The organism is Acinetobacter sp. CIP 102529, from assembly GCF_000368325.1.
In the GTDB taxonomy this organism is placed as follows: domain Bacteria; phylum Pseudomonadota; class Gammaproteobacteria; order Pseudomonadales; family Moraxellaceae; genus Acinetobacter; species Acinetobacter parvus.
This window is the reverse complement of the sequence record NZ_KB849355.1, coordinates 122,500-137,310: the sequence shown is the minus strand read 5'-3', so window position 1 is coordinate 137,310 and position 14,811 is coordinate 122,500. Positions and strand designations below refer to the sequence as shown.

At 40.6% G+C, this 14,811-nt stretch carries 17 protein-coding genes, 1 other RNA gene and 2 pseudogenes; 10 read left to right on the top strand and 10 right to left on the bottom strand.

What is annotated here, in order from left to right:
- Nucleotides 1–19: 19 nt before the first annotated feature.
- The 4 genes and pseudogenes from gcvH to F972_RS05690 all read left to right on the top strand — a co-directional run bounded on the left by gcvH (nucleotide 20) and on the right by F972_RS05690 (nucleotide 2,742).
- The gene (gene gcvH, locus F972_RS05705) at nucleotides 20–394 is read left to right on the top strand and encodes a glycine cleavage system protein GcvH (protein WP_004758233.1); all 375 of its coding nucleotides are present in this window, start codon (nucleotides 20–22) and stop codon (nucleotides 392–394) included.
- Nucleotides 395–445: 51 nt separating this feature from the next.
- Nucleotides 446–1,046: pseudogene (locus F972_RS05700) on the top strand (zinc-binding dehydrogenase); the annotation flags it as partial.
- A gap of 133 nt (nucleotides 1,047–1,179) precedes the next feature.
- The gene (gene trmA / locus F972_RS05695; RefSeq protein ID WP_004680945.1) at nucleotides 1,180–2,265 is read left to right on the top strand and encodes a tRNA (uridine(54)-C5)-methyltransferase TrmA; all 1,086 of its coding nucleotides are present in this window, start codon (nucleotides 1,180–1,182) and stop codon (nucleotides 2,263–2,265) included.
- 249 nt (nucleotides 2,266–2,514) lie between these two features.
- Nucleotides 2,515–2,742, top strand: coding sequence for a hypothetical protein (locus F972_RS05690; protein ID WP_004680946.1), 228 nt, complete (start codon nucleotides 2,515–2,517; stop codon nucleotides 2,740–2,742).
- Between the two features lie 32 nt (nucleotides 2,743–2,774).
- On the opposite strand, the gene F972_RS05685 is transcribed toward F972_RS05690, so the two are convergent.
- The 5 genes and pseudogenes from F972_RS05685 to F972_RS05665 form a co-directional block, all read right to left on the bottom strand.
- Nucleotides 2,775–3,509, bottom strand: a complete 735-nt coding sequence (locus F972_RS05685) for a phosphodiester glycosidase family protein (RefSeq protein WP_004680947.1) — start codon at nucleotides 3,507–3,509, stop codon at nucleotides 2,775–2,777.
- A 103-nt stretch (nucleotides 3,510–3,612) separates the two neighbouring features.
- A pseudogene (locus F972_RS05680) lies at nucleotides 3,613–3,828 on the bottom strand (IS701 family transposase); the annotation flags it as partial.
- Between the two features lie 107 nt (nucleotides 3,829–3,935).
- Complete coding sequence (locus F972_RS05675) at nucleotides 3,936–4,724, bottom strand: glutathione S-transferase N-terminal domain-containing protein (RefSeq protein ID WP_004680948.1); 789 nt, start codon at nucleotides 4,722–4,724, stop codon at nucleotides 3,936–3,938.
- A gap of 12 nt (nucleotides 4,725–4,736) precedes the next feature.
- Nucleotides 4,737–5,249, bottom strand: a complete 513-nt coding sequence (rraA, locus tag F972_RS05670; RefSeq protein ID WP_004680949.1) for a ribonuclease E activity regulator RraA — start codon at nucleotides 5,247–5,249, stop codon at nucleotides 4,737–4,739.
- Nucleotides 5,250–5,261: 12 nt separating this feature from the next.
- Nucleotides 5,262–5,927 carry an NAD(P)H-binding protein gene (locus F972_RS05665; protein ID WP_004680950.1) on the bottom strand — a complete coding sequence of 222 codons (666 nt, stop codon included), beginning with the start codon at nucleotides 5,925–5,927 and terminating at the stop codon, nucleotides 5,262–5,264.
- Between the two features lie 211 nt (nucleotides 5,928–6,138).
- Between F972_RS05665 and rpsT the strand changes: the two genes are divergently transcribed.
- Complete coding sequence (rpsT, locus tag F972_RS05660) at nucleotides 6,139–6,405, top strand: 30S ribosomal protein S20 (protein WP_004677838.1); 267 nt, start codon at nucleotides 6,139–6,141, stop codon at nucleotides 6,403–6,405.
- 118 nt (nucleotides 6,406–6,523) lie between these two features.
- Here rpsT and F972_RS05655 read toward each other — a convergent pair whose 3' ends face one another.
- Together F972_RS05655 and F972_RS05650 are read right to left on the bottom strand one after the other, a co-directional pair.
- Nucleotides 6,524–7,255 (bottom strand): histidine phosphatase family protein, encoded by a 732-nt coding sequence (locus F972_RS05655; RefSeq protein ID WP_004680951.1) that lies wholly within the window; start codon nucleotides 7,253–7,255, stop codon nucleotides 6,524–6,526.
- A 55-nt stretch (nucleotides 7,256–7,310) separates the two neighbouring features.
- Complete coding sequence (locus F972_RS05650; protein WP_004680952.1) at nucleotides 7,311–8,168, bottom strand: 3'(2'),5'-bisphosphate nucleotidase CysQ family protein; 858 nt, start codon at nucleotides 8,166–8,168, stop codon at nucleotides 7,311–7,313.
- Nucleotides 8,169–8,179: 11 nt separating this feature from the next.
- Between F972_RS05650 and F972_RS05645 the strand changes: the two genes are divergently transcribed.
- The 4 genes from F972_RS05645 (at nucleotide 8,180) to F972_RS05630 (ending at nucleotide 11,027) form a co-directional block, all read left to right on the top strand.
- Nucleotides 8,180–8,884 carry an HAD-IA family hydrolase gene (locus F972_RS05645; RefSeq protein ID WP_004680955.1) on the top strand — a complete coding sequence of 235 codons (705 nt, stop codon included), beginning with the start codon at nucleotides 8,180–8,182 and terminating at the stop codon, nucleotides 8,882–8,884.
- Nucleotides 8,868–9,296 carry an RNA-binding S4 domain-containing protein gene (locus F972_RS05640; protein ID WP_004677846.1) on the top strand — a complete coding sequence of 143 codons (429 nt, stop codon included), beginning with the start codon at nucleotides 8,868–8,870 and terminating at the stop codon, nucleotides 9,294–9,296. Before F972_RS05645 ends, F972_RS05640 begins: the two co-directional genes overlap by 17 nt.
- A 159-nt stretch (nucleotides 9,297–9,455) precedes the next feature.
- Nucleotides 9,456–10,502 (top strand): recombinase RecA, encoded by a 1,047-nt coding sequence (gene recA / locus F972_RS05635; protein WP_004680956.1) that lies wholly within the window; start codon nucleotides 9,456–9,458, stop codon nucleotides 10,500–10,502.
- Between the two features lie 42 nt (nucleotides 10,503–10,544).
- A complete protein-coding gene (locus tag F972_RS05630) occupies nucleotides 10,545–11,027 on the top strand; it encodes a regulatory protein RecX (RefSeq protein WP_004680957.1) in 483 nt (160 codons plus the stop codon).
- Nucleotides 11,028–11,037: 10 nt separating this feature from the next.
- Here the strand turns inward: F972_RS05630 and ffs are convergent.
- Nucleotides 11,038–11,134, bottom strand: an RNA gene (gene ffs / locus F972_RS15175) — signal recognition particle sRNA small type.
- Nucleotides 11,135–11,460: 326 nt separating this feature from the next.
- Between ffs and F972_RS05625 the strand changes: the two genes are divergently transcribed.
- Nucleotides 11,461–12,324, top strand: coding sequence for a YbgF trimerization domain-containing protein (locus F972_RS05625; protein ID WP_004680958.1), 864 nt, complete (start codon nucleotides 11,461–11,463; stop codon nucleotides 12,322–12,324).
- A gap of 61 nt (nucleotides 12,325–12,385) precedes the next feature.
- On the opposite strand, the gene F972_RS05620 is transcribed toward F972_RS05625, so the two are convergent.
- Both F972_RS05620 and F972_RS05615 read right to left on the bottom strand, forming a co-directional pair.
- Nucleotides 12,386–14,257, bottom strand: a complete 1,872-nt coding sequence (locus tag F972_RS05620) for a SurA N-terminal domain-containing protein (protein ID WP_004680959.1) — start codon at nucleotides 14,255–14,257, stop codon at nucleotides 12,386–12,388.
- A gap of 139 nt (nucleotides 14,258–14,396) precedes the next feature.
- Nucleotides 14,397–14,669, bottom strand: a complete 273-nt coding sequence (locus F972_RS05615) for an HU family DNA-binding protein (RefSeq protein WP_004661469.1) — start codon at nucleotides 14,667–14,669, stop codon at nucleotides 14,397–14,399.
- Nucleotides 14,670–14,811: the final 142 nt, after the last annotated feature.

The following is a 14,811-nucleotide window of genomic DNA, read 5'->3' as shown; positions in this document are numbered from 1 at the left end:
AGATTGTTAAGGAGTTGTCATGAACCATCCAGCAAATTTGAAATATGCGCGTACGCATGAATGGGTAAGAATTGAGGGTGACCTGGTTGTTACGGGGATTAGTGACCATGCACAGGATGAGTTGGGCGATTTAGTCTATGTGGAAACACCAGAAGTAGGCAGCCATGTGATTGCAACTGAACAGGCAGGTATTGTTGAATCAGTCAAAACTGCTTCTGACATTCATGCTCCTGTTTCAGGTATAGTGGTTGAAGTAAACACTGCGCTTGAAGATGATCCTGATTTCGTCAATGAAGAGCCGTATGGTAAAGGCTGGATTTACAAGATCAAGCCAGACAATATCGCTGATGTTGAAAAACTGCTTTCCAATGAAGAATACGAATCAGGTTTATAATTCTTTATAAACTTGAAGATAAAAAGCCCAGTCATATTGAACTGGGCTTTTTTTATCCTAGGACATGATTTGGCAGGAGTCGTTGTTGGGATTGGCAATCAAGTCAATAACTTTAAAGTCGGTGATGAAGTTTACGCCAAAACTGATCAGGTCGGTGCTTTTGCAGAATTTACCACGGAGAAACAAACTTCACTGGGTCAAGGCCTTAGGTGCAGATATTATTATTGATTACACCACGACTGATTTTGAACAAGTACTTCATGATTATGATGTGGTTTTTGATACTCAAGGCGATAAGATTTTAACAAAATCCCTGAATGTACTAAAACGTGGTGGGCAAATCATCCGTATTTCTGGACCTCCTGATCTAAATTTTGCGGAAGCTATCCATGCAAATTGGTTACTCAAAAAAGTGATTCCGCTACTCAGTTGGTCAATCCGTTGCAAAGCCAAACAGCGTGGTATTGATTATTCATTTTTATTTATGCAGCCCAATGGAGCGCAATTAACCCAAATCACACAATTGGACGAAGCCGAAAAGCTTAAACCCATCATTGATCAAATCCATGATTTTGATCAAGCCCAAGAAGCACTGCAATATGTCAATACTGGACGATCAAAAGGAAAAGTTATTTTAAAGATCAAGTCATAAAAACACCACTTTTCAATCATATTTAAATTGTTCATGTACTGTATGAACAATTTGAATATTAAGTTTAACCACACGCTCACCCTATTTTTTGCTACCATCCTCACCTAAATTTAATTTGTAATTTTTCACGCTTATGACCCTATCTTATCAACAGCAACTTCAAGAGAAAGTTGAACGCATTACCACACAATTTGCGCCGTTCACCCCTCCAACTTTAGAAGTGTTTCAATCACCTGAACAACATTTCCGTATGCGTGCCGAATTCCGTCTCTGGCATACCGAAAATGATTTGTTCTATGCCATGTTTGAACGTGCTGAAGATGGTAAACAAAAAGAAGTTATTCGTGTGGATGAGTTCCCAATTGCGGATCAAAGCATCAATGATTTGATGCCACGTTTATTAGAAGAATTAAAAGCAATTCCTATTTTATCAGAACGTATTTTTGAAGCTGATTTCCTTGCCACATTGAGCGGAGAAATGTTGGTGACTTTAATTTATCATCGCCGTTTAGATGAAGATTGGGAAATCGCTGCGAACGCTTTAGCAGAAAAGCTGAATATTAAAATTATGGGACGTAGCCGTGGCCAAAAAGTGATTATTGGTGACGACTACGTGGTTGAACAACTCAATGTTCATGGTCGTATTTTTAAATACAAACAAATTGAAAGTAGCTTTACACAACCCAATGCACAAGTGTGCCAACATATGTTGGAGTGGGCTTGTGATGCTGCTGAAAGCTCTGAGAAAGACCTATTAGAATTGTACTGTGGTAATGGTAACTTTACCCTGCCACTCTCTTTGAAATTTAAACGTGTCCTTGCAACTGAACTTGCTAAATCTTCAGTCTACGCAGCGCAATGGAATATTGAGCAGAATCAAATTGATAATATTCAAGTAGCACGTTTATCAGCTGAAGAGTTTACTCAGGCGTATCAAGGTGAAAGAGCGTTTAGACGCCTCCAAGAAGCCGAAATTGATATTCAAAGCTATGACTTTGATACGGTATTTGTCGATCCCCCGCGCGCAGGAATTGATGACGAAACGTTGAAACTATTACAAGGCTTTAAGCGTATTCTTTATATTTCATGCAATCCAGATACCTTGCATGATAATTTAAAAATACTCAGTCAAACACATCGTATTATAAAATTTGCGATGTTCGATCAATTCCCTTTTACTCATCATGTGGAATCTGGTGTATTGCTCGAAAAAATTTAAACAAATTATTGCAAAGTAACCATTTAAAATAGAGAGTTTCCATAACTCTCTATTTTTATTCAAAGTTTTTACTAAAAAAAATGATGTTTTTCAAAGATCAAGTCATTCTACTGTCATAATTTCGTTAGAAACAAAAAGAATCATCGAAAAAACTGAAGTTCAACTGCTGCTTTTATCACTTAAGCTGACTTGTATTTTATTTTAAAGTGACTATATTTCGATCTATGTTAGGTTGTATATGAAGGCTCTATGAGTTTTTGGCAAAAATTGTTTAATGCAGATCAGCAATATAATGAACACAAGAACCAAACCTCTTGCGTTGAAAATGATTATTCTTGCAAATCAAATGAACAACTACTGGATGCTTTAGTCAAAGCAACAGATGAAGATGTGATTAAAGGCATCAAAAAAGTATTGATTTCCCGAGGCTACAGTCGCAAGGAATTACTTGCACTCACTAAGCCACCAATCCAATAAAAATAAAATTCTCCCTAATTTCTTAAATGGGATTAGGGACAATCTTTCCGACTCACTTCCCCAACAATTGGCCCTAAATTAAAAGTCTTGTCATGACGTTTAGTTTGGGACGAATATAAACTTGAAATTGAACCATCCAGATACAGCGCATTATCCACTTTTAGTTGTTGCTTAAAAAATTGTGCAAACTGATAGAAACTGACCCGTTGTTTCGAAATGACAAAATACAATTGATTATCCTTGATCCCCACACCATTCCTGATTTTTAAGGAATTTGAGTCAGGCAAGAACTGGCGATTCATTTTGCCATTATTTACCAGCATAGGTCCTGACTGAGTGGCAAACTGAGGCTTAAACCCATCATGCTTATATTCCGTGGTTGTTTTAATCACCGCTTGTTGATCATTCCAGGCAACCACCCCATTCGGTTGCATAAAGAAGTTACCAAAACCTGTTTCTTCATTTAACTGATTTATTTGCTTTCCATTTTCGACATATAACCCAACAGGTTGAAAGTCAGCATGATACATCCCTGCATTCATGGCAAAATTTAACTGTGCACATTTTGGCAACTCCCGTTTAATATTAGAAAACTTCTGGTAATAACGATCTGTCTTAGGACTTTTTAGGAACAATTTAAGCTGTCTCAGATCCTCTATTTTGATGACCTCATATTGAACATGTTGTACGTTAAATGTTTGTTGCCGCATTGCGTAAGTTGCTGGAACAATTGCCAATCCCAATACAATTAAAAGATATTTTTTCATTAGGCTATCAAACTTTCTTTTTCATATGGATTATTTTCACACAATCAGGAAAAAAACAAGGCTCTAGTCTAGACCCTTATAAATATATAGGACTTACGCACTGTTATTTATAGACTTTCTGTGGTAGCAGATGATTTTTATCGAGAATAAAGTCATCAATGAAGTTTTTGATCATTGGTCTAAATAATTTCTTCTGCCAACGATATACATTTTCAAAGATCTGCTCAAACTGGTTTTTTTGTATCTCCACGTAGGCCATCAAGGCTGAAAAAATATGATTCAAAATCAGTTTAGATCGTCTTACCTGAAACTTCTCAAATGGGTAATGTACAAGTTGCTGTAGAAACATGTTTAGTTCGTCTGATCACAGATACTTTATAAACTAGTTGAATACTTTTTTGAATCCGTCAATGCGTAAGTCCTAATTTATTTTCCGTACTGCTTTTTCAGGTACTCAACAATCTTGGCTGACTCAAACATCTTCACGCCTGTGTTTGGATCAACCAGATATGGCACCTGAATATCACGCCCCATGACTTCAACCACTTTTTCACGCTTGCCATTAGGCAGTGGAATATAGTGGCCTGGTTTCAAACGTAAAACCGCAGGTCCCATATCTTGCCAGCGTTCTTTTGGTACATTATGTAGTACATAAGGGAGTTCTAATTCGGTTAAAACTTCACGCACTAAACGTGTATAAGGACTTGCCTCAAAGCTCCACAACTCTAATAACTTTTCTGGAGCGGGACGATCTATAATCTGCTGGTCAATCCAGATACCACGACCCACATTGGCAACTGAAGCCAAAGCCGAAATATACGGAAGCTTTGGATAGTGGCTGAATTTCCTAGGAGTTTGCCCTGTTTTACCATAATGCTTGAATAGATAATGAATAATCTCTTGTGACTCATAAAGTTGAGCCCCTGTATTTTCATCAATTAAAAATGGAAACTGTTTTTTTCCACCTTTATCTTTTACAATTTGGCGATACTTCTTCCCACCTTTAGGACATGGATAAATTTCCACATCCAGATTCAGCAAGGTAATGACCTCTCGAACACGGCGGCAAAAGGGTGAACCTTCAAACTCATAAAGTTTTAACGGTTTCGAAGGCTGATTCGGTTGGGGTGTTCCCATCACACCTCTTCCACCTTCAATTAAAGTTGCAACAACAGATTGTAAAACCTTAATTTGATGATTCACCATTTTCAGCATATCGTGTTCCTTTTAGCAGTCGACCAACTTTTCTTTAACAATCACAATTCCGTTATTATCAGCATAGATATAATCACCAGAACTGATTGTTACGCCACCAAAATACAAGGTAATATCAACTTCACCTATGCCTTTACGGTTACTTTTTTGTGGAATTGCAGCCAATGCATGAACCCCTAAATCCAGTTCAGCAATCGCGTCAACATCACGCACACAGCCATAAATCACCACACCATTCCAATGATTCTTCACAGCTGATTCAGCAATCAAATCGCCCATTAGCGCGCAACGCATGGAAGCCCCACCATCCACAACCAGCACCTTGCCTGTACCGTCAGTTGCCAATAGCTCTTTTACACGTGAGTTATCTTCAAAACACTTGACTGTTACAACCTGCCCACCAAAAGTTTTACGCGCACCATAACTTTTAAAGAATTTTCCATCCAGGCTTGGTGTGACGACTTGTAGGTCTTTCTCAGGATTATCATCTAACAGGTCACAGGTTACAAAAGGGATTGTTGCCACTGAAGTTCTCCATTATTGGGTTTGTTGTATACTCAAATTATCATACAGCTTAAATGCAGCTGATTGGGTCTGGGCTGCGACCAGCATAGTATGCGCCAATTGTTCAGCTGATACAGGCTTAACTTTAAACGGCTTGGTCCAAGCTTTTTCGACCAGTTTATATACGGTCTGAGCCATATCTTCCAACACCCTTACTTCACTGCGCTTACCAATCAACAATGAAGGCTGGAAAATTGAAAGTTTATAAATTGAGAGGCTTTTGAGATATTGTTCCAGTTCACCCTTTACCTTATTGTAGAAAATTGGCGATTTAGCATTCGCTCCCAAGGCACTGACAACCAATAAATGAATATTTTTATCCTGAACCAGATCAGCAAAGTGTGCATTGATTTCATAATCAATTGCATAAAATTTTTCTTTTGAACCCGCCTGTTTAATGGTGCTTCCCAAGCAGCTAAACGCATGGGTATGTGAACTGACGTCCTCATCATTCAACAAAAGAAAATCTTCCAGAATAAGCTGTGTTACTTTACTATAAGATTTTAATATATCTGAATTTTTTCTCACCACAACCGTGATTAAACTAAAATCATCTGATTGTTGCAACCGTTCCACCAAGGCCTGGCCAACCAGACCCGTTGCACCAATCACAATTGCTTTTTTATCACCTCTTTTCATTTTTATATCACTCAAGTTATAACTAGGGTTAATGTAACGTTTTCTTGCAAGATTATCACCTGTTAAATGTAGTTAAACACATTACAAGGCTTGACTTCGCGACGTAGTTTCCTCAAAATATGGCACTTGTTTACGGGCTGGTGAATGTTTCCAATTTTGTTGGTTTAAACTTCAGCCCGCCCAGACCAACTTATTTTCAAGGAGTGCACGAGTGGCAAACTCTGCTCAAGCTAAAAAACGTGCTCGTCAAAACGTTAAAGCACGCAAACACAACGCAAGCTTGCGTTCTATGGTTCGTACTTACATCAAACGTACAGTAAATGCAATCGCTGCTGGTGATTATGGTGTTGCTACAGAAGCTTACAAAAAAGCTGTTCCTGTAATCGACCGTATGGCTGATAAAGGCATCATCCACAAAAATAAAGCTGCTCGTCACAAGAGCCGCTTAAACGCTCAAATTAAAGCTTTAGCTAACTAATTTGATGCATGTAAAAAAGCCCGATTTTCGGGCTTTTTTATTATCTTCAATTTACTAATGCAACGTTAGTAGTTTGTTAATTTTAAATTGCACAATTAAATCATACTTTTCAAAAGTCTTATTTATTCTGAAAATCTTTAATGACCAGTTCATGCTTTTGACCACGCCAAATCCATTTTAGCTTACTATTGCTAAAATCCTCTCCCTCAAACCAGACAAACAGCCCCTCCATCATGTCAGGCCAATCGGACTGTTCAATTTGTTTGTTACCTGAAATAACAGCAACAATCGCAGCAAGAATGGTGTCGTGGCTAACAGCCAAGCTTAAACCCTGATGTTGCGTCGGATGGGTATGATATAACAGCTCCAGAACATCAAAAACGCCTGTAATTGGATGTTTCATACCAGGCAAAGCATTGTTCACAAAACTATTAATAAACCCTAATGCACCTTGTTTACGGAAATAGGGCGCAGCCTGCTGAATATCCAGTACAAAGCTGCCTGGTTCAACCAGCAAACGCTGTTCAACAATTTCAATGGTATGGGTATTAACCACTTTATGGGTGCGATCCGCACCCTCTATCATCAATGCGGCGGTATCCACGCAACGCTGGATTGGGCTTGAAATACAGTGCTGAATGGCCCGATCTGTATTCTGAATTAAATACTGCCCCCATGCATAGGCAAGCTCCCGCCCCTGTTCAGTCAACTGTAGATCATAGCTTGCCAAGCCCTGACCATTTACCAGCTCACGCAGCGAGTGGCGGGTAAATAAAGTCACTGGGGTTGAAGCATTGGGAAGTAAATCAATTGCTTCAAACATACTTTTTGGCAATAAATGCAGGGCCATATTACAATTATAAAAGATAAGAATTTAGCCCACTATACCATGAGCTGCTCAACTCTCAATCTAAAATGCCTGAATGACTCAAGGCATCATAAGCAATTTTTTTGCAATCCTGATCTCTAAAGGCGATAAAACCCTTGTTCAGCACAGTCTCACGCTGGTTGTACTGAAATGGCTTGCCATCCAGCGTCATCAAACCACCACCAATACTTTCCAGAAAAGCCTGTCCTGAACTGGTGTCCCATTCAGAGGTTGGATGAAAGCGCGGATAAATATCAATTTCCCCCTCCAGCATCATACAGAATTTATAGGCGCTGCCCGCCTCACGACGAATAACCTCACGATACCGCAAAATCTGTTCAATAAAGTTTTTGTATTTTGGATTCTTACTATGATGACTCAGGCCAATTTGAATTGCTGCTTCAGCCACATGTTCTTCAATCTGGTACTGCGACCATTGCTGGCGGCTAAAACTGTATTTATAAGGCTGCTGTGAGGTATAACCGATATACATCACCTGTTCACACGGCACCGCAATAATCGCGAAAGTAGTTTGACTGTCTTCAATCAGGCTCAGGTTGATGGTAAATTCATCACGTTCATGAATAAACTCCTTGGTTCCATCAAGAGGATCAAGCATCCAGCAACGTTGCCATGCAGCTCGGGCAGAATAATCACTTTCTTCTGACAATACAGGCAAATCGGGGGTTATTTCCGCCAAGTGCTTTAATAAAAAACGGTTTATCTTGAGGTCAGCCTGTGTCACAGGTGAATCATCACTTTTTTCCTGAATATTAAACTCGCAACCTGCACAATAACTTTGGTATTCTTCCAGCAATATTTGACTTGCCTGCGCCATGATTGGCACAAGTTGCGAAATCAACTGATCCTGTGGGGCAAGCGTTTTAATAAACATAGATCAACCTTATGTCATATTCAGATTTACAGCAGCAACCCATCATATTCTTTGATATGGATGGCACTTTACTTGATTTAGCCTTTGACGATTTCATCTGGAATCATTGTTTGCCAGAGCGACATGCCCAGGTCCATCAATGCAGTCTGCAACAGAGCCAACAAACCCTGTTTCAGTTCTACCAACAGCATAAGCATACACTATCTTGGTATTCTTCGGCTTACTGGACGGCGAAAGTTGGTGTTGATGTATTACAACTCCAATACGAACATCGTGAAAGAATTCGTGCCCGTATAGGCTGTCATCAACTTTTGCAACAACTCAAAAATCGGGGCTATCGCTGCTGGTTACTGACCAATGCTGACCACGCAGGGCTACAGCTTAAACTTGAAAATATCGAGTTAAGCCCCTATTTTGAAGTAATGGTCAGCAGTGAGGAACTGGGACATGCCAAGGAGGAAGTTGCATTTTGGCAAAAGCTACAACAACTGCATCCCTTTAATCCAGCCCAAGCTGTTTTTGTGGATGACACCATTGCGGTACTCAAAGGTGCAGAAGACTTTGGCATCGCTCAACTATTCAGTATTCTACAGCCCTCAAGTGCAAAGCCTGCAAGAGCGGCAACAGAACTTCCTTACCCTGCACTCGACCATCTCACTGAACTTGTCGATTATCTTGAAATTAAACTACAGGATACAGATGCAAAAACAGCATGAACCAGCAAGCATGGATGCCATGCGCATTGATAAATGGCTTTGGGCAGCGCGTTTTTTTAAGACACGCTCCCTTGCCAAGGCTGCCATAGAGGGCGGTAAAGTCCATCACCAGAATGAACGCGTCAAGGTATCCAAAGACGTGCGCATTGGTATGGAACTCACCATCCAGCAGGGTTTTGAGAAAAAAACCGTAATCATCAAGGCTCTTTCTGCGGTTCGTGGTGGCGCACCAATTGCCCAGCAGCTTTATGAAGAAACAGCAGAAAGTATTGAACGTCGGGAGTTGCATGCCTCACAGCGAAAAATGCATAATCTAGCCCGACCAGATCACCGACCAAGTAAAAAAGACCGTCGTGATATCAATCGTTTTAAACATGAAAATGCTCAATCATGGTCTTACCATGACGAGTAATTTTTACAATAATGGATGCGTCATCTTGTGTCGTACAGACACGGATCAGATGTAGAATAAACAATGAGAATCTGCCACTATACCCAAGTCCCAACAAGTTGAGATTCAATACATCCACTTGGGTTAGTCGTTAAGAAGATAAAGTTTTGAGGTTTTGAGATGGATGATAATAAAAACAAGGCGTTACAAGCTGCATTAAGCCAGATTGAGAAACAGTTTGGTAAAAATACGGTGATGCGCCTCGGTGACAATACAGTACAGGCAGTTGAAGCTGTCTCTACAGGTTCCTTAACACTGGATATCGCACTCGGCATTGGCGGATTACCAAAAGGCCGTATCATTGAGATTTATGGTCCTGAATCTTCAGGTAAAACCACCATGACATTACAGGCGATTGCACAGTGTCAAAAAAATGGTGGCACCTGTGCCTTTATTGATGCGGAACATGCCCTAGACCCGCAGTATGCGCGTAAATTAGGCGTGGATATTGACAACCTGCTGGTATCACAACCAGACCATGGTGAACAGGCGTTGGAAATTGCCGACATGCTGGTTCGTTCAGGTGCAATTGACTTAATCGTTGTCGACTCTGTTGCGGCGTTAACCCCTAAAGCTGAAATTGAAGGCGAAATGGGTGACTCACATATGGGGTTGCAGGCACGCTTGATGAGTCAGGCATTACGTAAAATCACGGGTAATGCAAAACGCTCCAACTGTATGGTGATCTTCATTAACCAGATTCGTATGAAGATTGGTGTAATGTTCGGTAGCCCTGAAACCACAACAGGTGGTAACGCACTTAAGTTCTATGCTTCTGTACGTCTGGACATTCGCCGTATTGGACAGGTTAAGGAGGGCGATGAAATTGTGGGTTCTGAAACCAGGGTTAAGGTTGTGAAGAACAAAATGGCGCCTCCTTTCCGTGAAGCAGTGTTCCAGATTATGTATGGCAAAGGCACCAACCAACTCGGTGAACTTGTAGACCTTGCGGTACAGCAGGAAATCGTACAAAAGGCGGGTGCATGGTACTCTTATCAAGGCAACAAAATTGGTCAGGGTAAAAATAACGTGATTCGTCATTTTGAAGAAAACCCACAAATGGCTCAGGAAATTGAAAAGCTTATTCGTGAGCAACTTCTCACCAAAAACAATAATGAAGCCGCACAAACTGAAGATGCAGAAGAACCAGACTTGTTAGAAAACTAAGCTAGAACGCCCTACGGGGCGTTTTTGTTTCATGAGGAAAATATGTTGAATTCAGAAAAAGCTGAAAAGCCCAAAACCCTGACAGGTCAGAGACTACGCTCTTATGCCTTTGCCCTACTGACCCGCCGTGACTACTCACAAGCGGAGTTAATCACAAAACTCAATCAATATGCAGTTCATCCTGATGAGGTGGCAAATCTGGTGGAGGAATTAGCTGGGCAAAACTATCAGAGTGACCAACGCGTTGCCGAACAGACTTTGGCCAGCCAAATTCGCAAGGGAAAAGGCTTACAACGCATCAAACAGACATTAAAGGCCAAGCAGCTCGATACTGAATTGATTACCGAAGAACTTCAAGATATTGACTGGTATGAACAGGCGTATCAGCTCAAGGTTAAAAAATTTGGAGAGGCTGTAACCAAGGATCCAAAAACAAAGGCAAAACAAATTCGGTTTTTACAATACCGTGGCTTTGATATGGATGTAATTATGAAAGCGGTTGCCCGAACGAGCGAAGAAGAGTGATTGGTGGCAACCCTACCAGCATGACTTCGGCACATCATAGTTCTACTACCGTTGCTACCTTCCGGTCCTGGCGGGGTTCGTAGAGTACAATTGCGAAGCTACCAGTAGGGCTACCATTGCCTGACAAAGTATAGAGATTTTTACCTGAGTTGCAAGACTTGTCTCTGTTTTTCAGTAAGTTTTTAATTCAACTGCCTAATTCCTCATCAATACTGCCACTATATCTTTATAACCGACTTAAAAGCTGTATAAACATTAAACAACAGCTCTCTAATTCTCTTCAAAAGTGCTTGAAGATTGTAAATGCTTATTGCATTTAAACGAGTTGCTGTTTTAATGGCTAAATCAAAAACGTGTATTCGGTGTGTTGCAAGTAAAAAATGAAGACTTGTTCGCCCACAGCTTTGTTTTTCAACTTTATGGATGAATTTTCATGCTAAAAAAGCATTCTATACTTTTTATTGCGCTACTCAGCAGTACGCATTTATATGCCAATGTCCCGATTGAATCTCGTGCCCTAAGCCAACAGCAAGCCAATAACGTCGTTGCAGGTTCTCCAAGTTTAAACTGGGAAATCATGCAAAAGAATCAAAAACTTGAAGAAGAAATTCGTAAATTACGCGGCCAGTTAGAAGAACATGACAATGCGATTGAACAACTCAAGAAAGAGCTTGCAAACCGCTATACAGATTTAGACCAGCGTCTGGAGCTACTTTCACAGAAAATTGATCCACCAGAAGAAAATACCGAAGAAAATGGTGCTACAGATACCGCTCAGGCTGGAACAGAGCGGACAGCAACCCCAATAACACCCACCCCGCCTCCAGTAGCGGATGTGACACCTAAACCTCCAGCCCAGACACAGGCCCGTGCTGCTGTGCAGCCACAGACAAATACGGCAACAACAAACACCACCAATAACCAGATTGAACTCGAAAAAGCAGCTTATACGGTTGCATTAGATGCATATAAACAAGGTGGCGCTAAAAAGGCAATTGAGCCAATGCAAAACTTTATTAAAAACCACCCGAATGGTATTTATGTGGGCAATGCCTATTTTTGGCTGGCTGAGTTCTATTTAGCTGTTGAGCCTGTGGACTATAAGGCAGCCAAGCAGAATTACAATATTGTTGCCACACGCTATCCTAACTCTGCAAAAGCTTCACGTGCAGTTTATCAGCTGTATAGCATTGCAAAAGATGTAGATAAAAATACAGCCTTGGCAAACCAGTATAAGGCCAAGTTGCTTAACAAGTATCCTCAATCTGAGGAAGCGAAATTTATTCAAAAAAAATAACCAACCTCTTCCAATAAAAAAGCCAGTTGATGAAAACTGGCTTTTTATGCTTAGAACAAACTCATTTGATCTTCGCCTTGGATTTTAAATATTCAGTATAGTCTTCCAAAATCTGTTGACCACGGAACTGTTGATAGAGTTTGCTCAACTCATGCATTTGTTCTGGTGGCAACTCACTCGCAATACTGGTGTTCACATTGGAAACAGCAACAATCACCAGTTCATTTGGCAGTTTAGCTGTTGTAGCAGACCACATACCCTCTTTGCTCGGTGCTGGGATACTAAATGCTGCACGCTCAATCGCACGCTTTAAGCCCTGAGAACGTGCATATGTACCTGCATCTTCAAAAGTTACCTGTGATTTTGCAACCACCTGCGCCGCAGGTTGCGTTTTAAAATCAGCAAGGATGCTGGCAATTTTTGCCTGAGCAGCCTTATAGGCTTTCTCTTCAACCACTTTCGCCTTTACTTCTGCTGTGGCCTGTGCCAATGGCTTGATCCCTGCTGGATGATAGTCACGAACCTTAATCCAGATGGTATCGCCATTTGCCAACTGAATATTTGAAGATGCGTTACGATCACCATTCTTCACATCATCATTAAACAATTTGGCCTTAACATTCAAATCGCTCAAATATGGGTTATCAGTGGTTAAGGTTACACCCTTAACAGATTCAACACGAGCACCTTTTACTTCCTGTGCAACCGCATCCAGAGAATCACTACCAACTACCATTTCATTCAGGCTATTGACCGTATCACTGAATAGATTCGCCAGTTTGGTTTTCTCAACTTCAGCAGTTAAACGTACCTTTTCTGATTCAAACGATGGCAATTTCACCATTGGAGAATTTGCTTCAATAATGTGATAACCATATTGGGTTTTAACAGGTTTTGAAATTTCACCATTCTTTAATGCATTGACTGCATTGTCAAAATCAGTTGAGAAAACACCTGGTGCATAGGTCGCCACCAAACCGCCCTGAGTTTTAGAGCCTGGATCATCAGAAAACTGAGCAGCGGCATCAGCAAATGTCATGCCTGCCTGAATTTTTGCATAGACCTCATTGGCAAGCTTTTGAGCCGCAGCATCATCACGGGCATCCGTGGTGATCAAAATATGTTTAACTTGACGTTTTACATCTTTTTGCTGTTTTTCAACAAATGCTTTATAAGCTTGCTGTAAATCGGCATCTGTTACTGCAAGATTGGTCGCAGGAAGTAATGCTGGGCTTAAAACCACATAATCTACATCAACACTTGCAACCTGCTTGAATTCATTTTTATGCTTGTTGTAGTAATCTGTGATTTCCTGACTGGAAGCAGTTACACCCTTTTTATAATCATCCAGCTTGATGCTTGCCAAATGCAGGGTACGCTGTTCTGTCTGCAAGTTAGCCAATTGCTGTAGGTCTGACTGACTCACCAATGCATAATCCATCAAGGTGGTTGAAATCATTTTCAAGGCATGGTCCTGACGTAGGCTGGCAATCAACCCCTGATTGGTCATGCCCACTGAACGCAGGTAATTTTCATAGAGCTGCTGGGAAAACTTGCCATTCTCCTGAAAACTCGGCTGTTGCGCCAACATTTGCTCAAGCTGTACATCGCTTAAAGAAATACCGAGTTTTTCGGCCTGCTGCAAAAGCAAGCTACGCGCAACCAGCGCATCCAGTGCCTTTTGCTGAATCACAGGCAGGTTGAGCAGTGATTCATCACCCTTAACCAATGATAAATATTGATCTTTATAATTTTTGGTTGCGCTTTCTAATTCTTTATTAGAAATATCCTGACCGTTAACCGATTTCGCAACGTCTGCCTTATTGCTACCACTAAAATATCCTTCAATACCTACAAGTGCCAAAGGGGTCAAAAACAAAACTAACAGGACTTTGCCAAGCCAACCCTTAATGACTGTACGAAACGATTCCATAAGAATTCCAATATTTTATTTCGGGGCAATTTTAACTGAAAAAACAAAGCGAATGAATGCAGAATACGGCTCAAAGCAAATTTTTCATTCAATAAATAAAAAACGCACCCGAAACGGTGCGTTTATTGATTTAAAAAGATTACGCAACTGAATCTTTCAAACCCTTACCTGGTTTAAAGCTAGGCACTTTGCTTGCTTTAATTTGAAGCTCTTCACCCGTTTTAGGATTGCGACCAGTACGTGCAGCACGTTCTTTAACGCTAAATGTACCAAAACCAACTAAAGTAACCGTATCACCGCTTTTAAGTGCTTCAGTGATTGACGCAATCGTTGCATCGAGTGCCTTACCAGCATCCGACTTAGATACTCCCCCTTTTTCAGCAATCGCATCAATTAATTCTGATTTATTCATGATAAAAAACATCCTCTTAATATCGTTTGTTAAGATCCAAGGCTATAGTTTAAAAGGCCATGCCGCCTTTATAGCAATGCTTTAGGGGAGAACGCAATACCAGAAAGACCTTTTAGCAAAAATAAATACTCAAAAACCACAT

Excerpts from the sequence above, each read along its gene's own strand:
- F972_RS05650 (WP_004680952.1), bottom strand. The coding sequence starts at position 8,168 with ATGTTTATTAAAACGCTTGCCCCACAGGATCAGTTGATTTCGCAACTT.
- F972_RS05675 (WP_004680948.1), bottom strand. The coding sequence starts at position 4,724 with ATGCTGAAAATGGTGAATCATCAAATTAAGGTTTTACAATCTGTTGTT.
- F972_RS05655 (WP_004680951.1), bottom strand. The coding sequence starts at position 7,255 with ATGGCCCTGCATTTATTGCCAAAAAGTATGTTTGAAGCAATTGATTTA.
- recA (WP_004680956.1), top strand. The coding sequence starts at position 9,456 with ATGGATGATAATAAAAACAAGGCGTTACAAGCTGCATTAAGCCAGATT.
- F972_RS05665 (WP_004680950.1), bottom strand. The coding sequence starts at position 5,927 with ATGAAAAGAGGTGATAAAAAAGCAATTGTGATTGGTGCAACGGGTCTG.
- F972_RS05625 (WP_004680958.1), top strand. The coding sequence starts at position 11,461 with ATGCTAAAAAAGCATTCTATACTTTTTATTGCGCTACTCAGCAGTACG.
- F972_RS05620 (WP_004680959.1), bottom strand. The coding sequence starts at position 14,257 with ATGGAATCGTTTCGTACAGTCATTAAGGGTTGGCTTGGCAAAGTCCTG.
- F972_RS05685 (WP_004680947.1), bottom strand. The coding sequence starts at position 3,509 with ATGAAAAAATATCTTTTAATTGTATTGGGATTGGCAATTGTTCCAGCA.
- F972_RS05690 (WP_004680946.1), top strand. The coding sequence starts at position 2,515 with ATGAGTTTTTGGCAAAAATTGTTTAATGCAGATCAGCAATATAATGAA.
- F972_RS05630 (WP_004680957.1), top strand. The coding sequence starts at position 10,545 with ATGTTGAATTCAGAAAAAGCTGAAAAGCCCAAAACCCTGACAGGTCAG.
- gcvH (WP_004758233.1), top strand. The coding sequence starts at position 20 with ATGAACCATCCAGCAAATTTGAAATATGCGCGTACGCATGAATGGGTA.
- F972_RS05645 (WP_004680955.1), top strand. The coding sequence starts at position 8,180 with ATGTCATATTCAGATTTACAGCAGCAACCCATCATATTCTTTGATATG.
- trmA (WP_004680945.1), top strand. The coding sequence starts at position 1,180 with ATGACCCTATCTTATCAACAGCAACTTCAAGAGAAAGTTGAACGCATT.
- F972_RS05615 (WP_004661469.1), bottom strand. The coding sequence starts at position 14,669 with ATGAATAAATCAGAATTAATTGATGCGATTGCTGAAAAAGGGGGAGTA.
- F972_RS05640 (WP_004677846.1), top strand. The coding sequence starts at position 8,868 with ATGCAAAAACAGCATGAACCAGCAAGCATGGATGCCATGCGCATTGAT.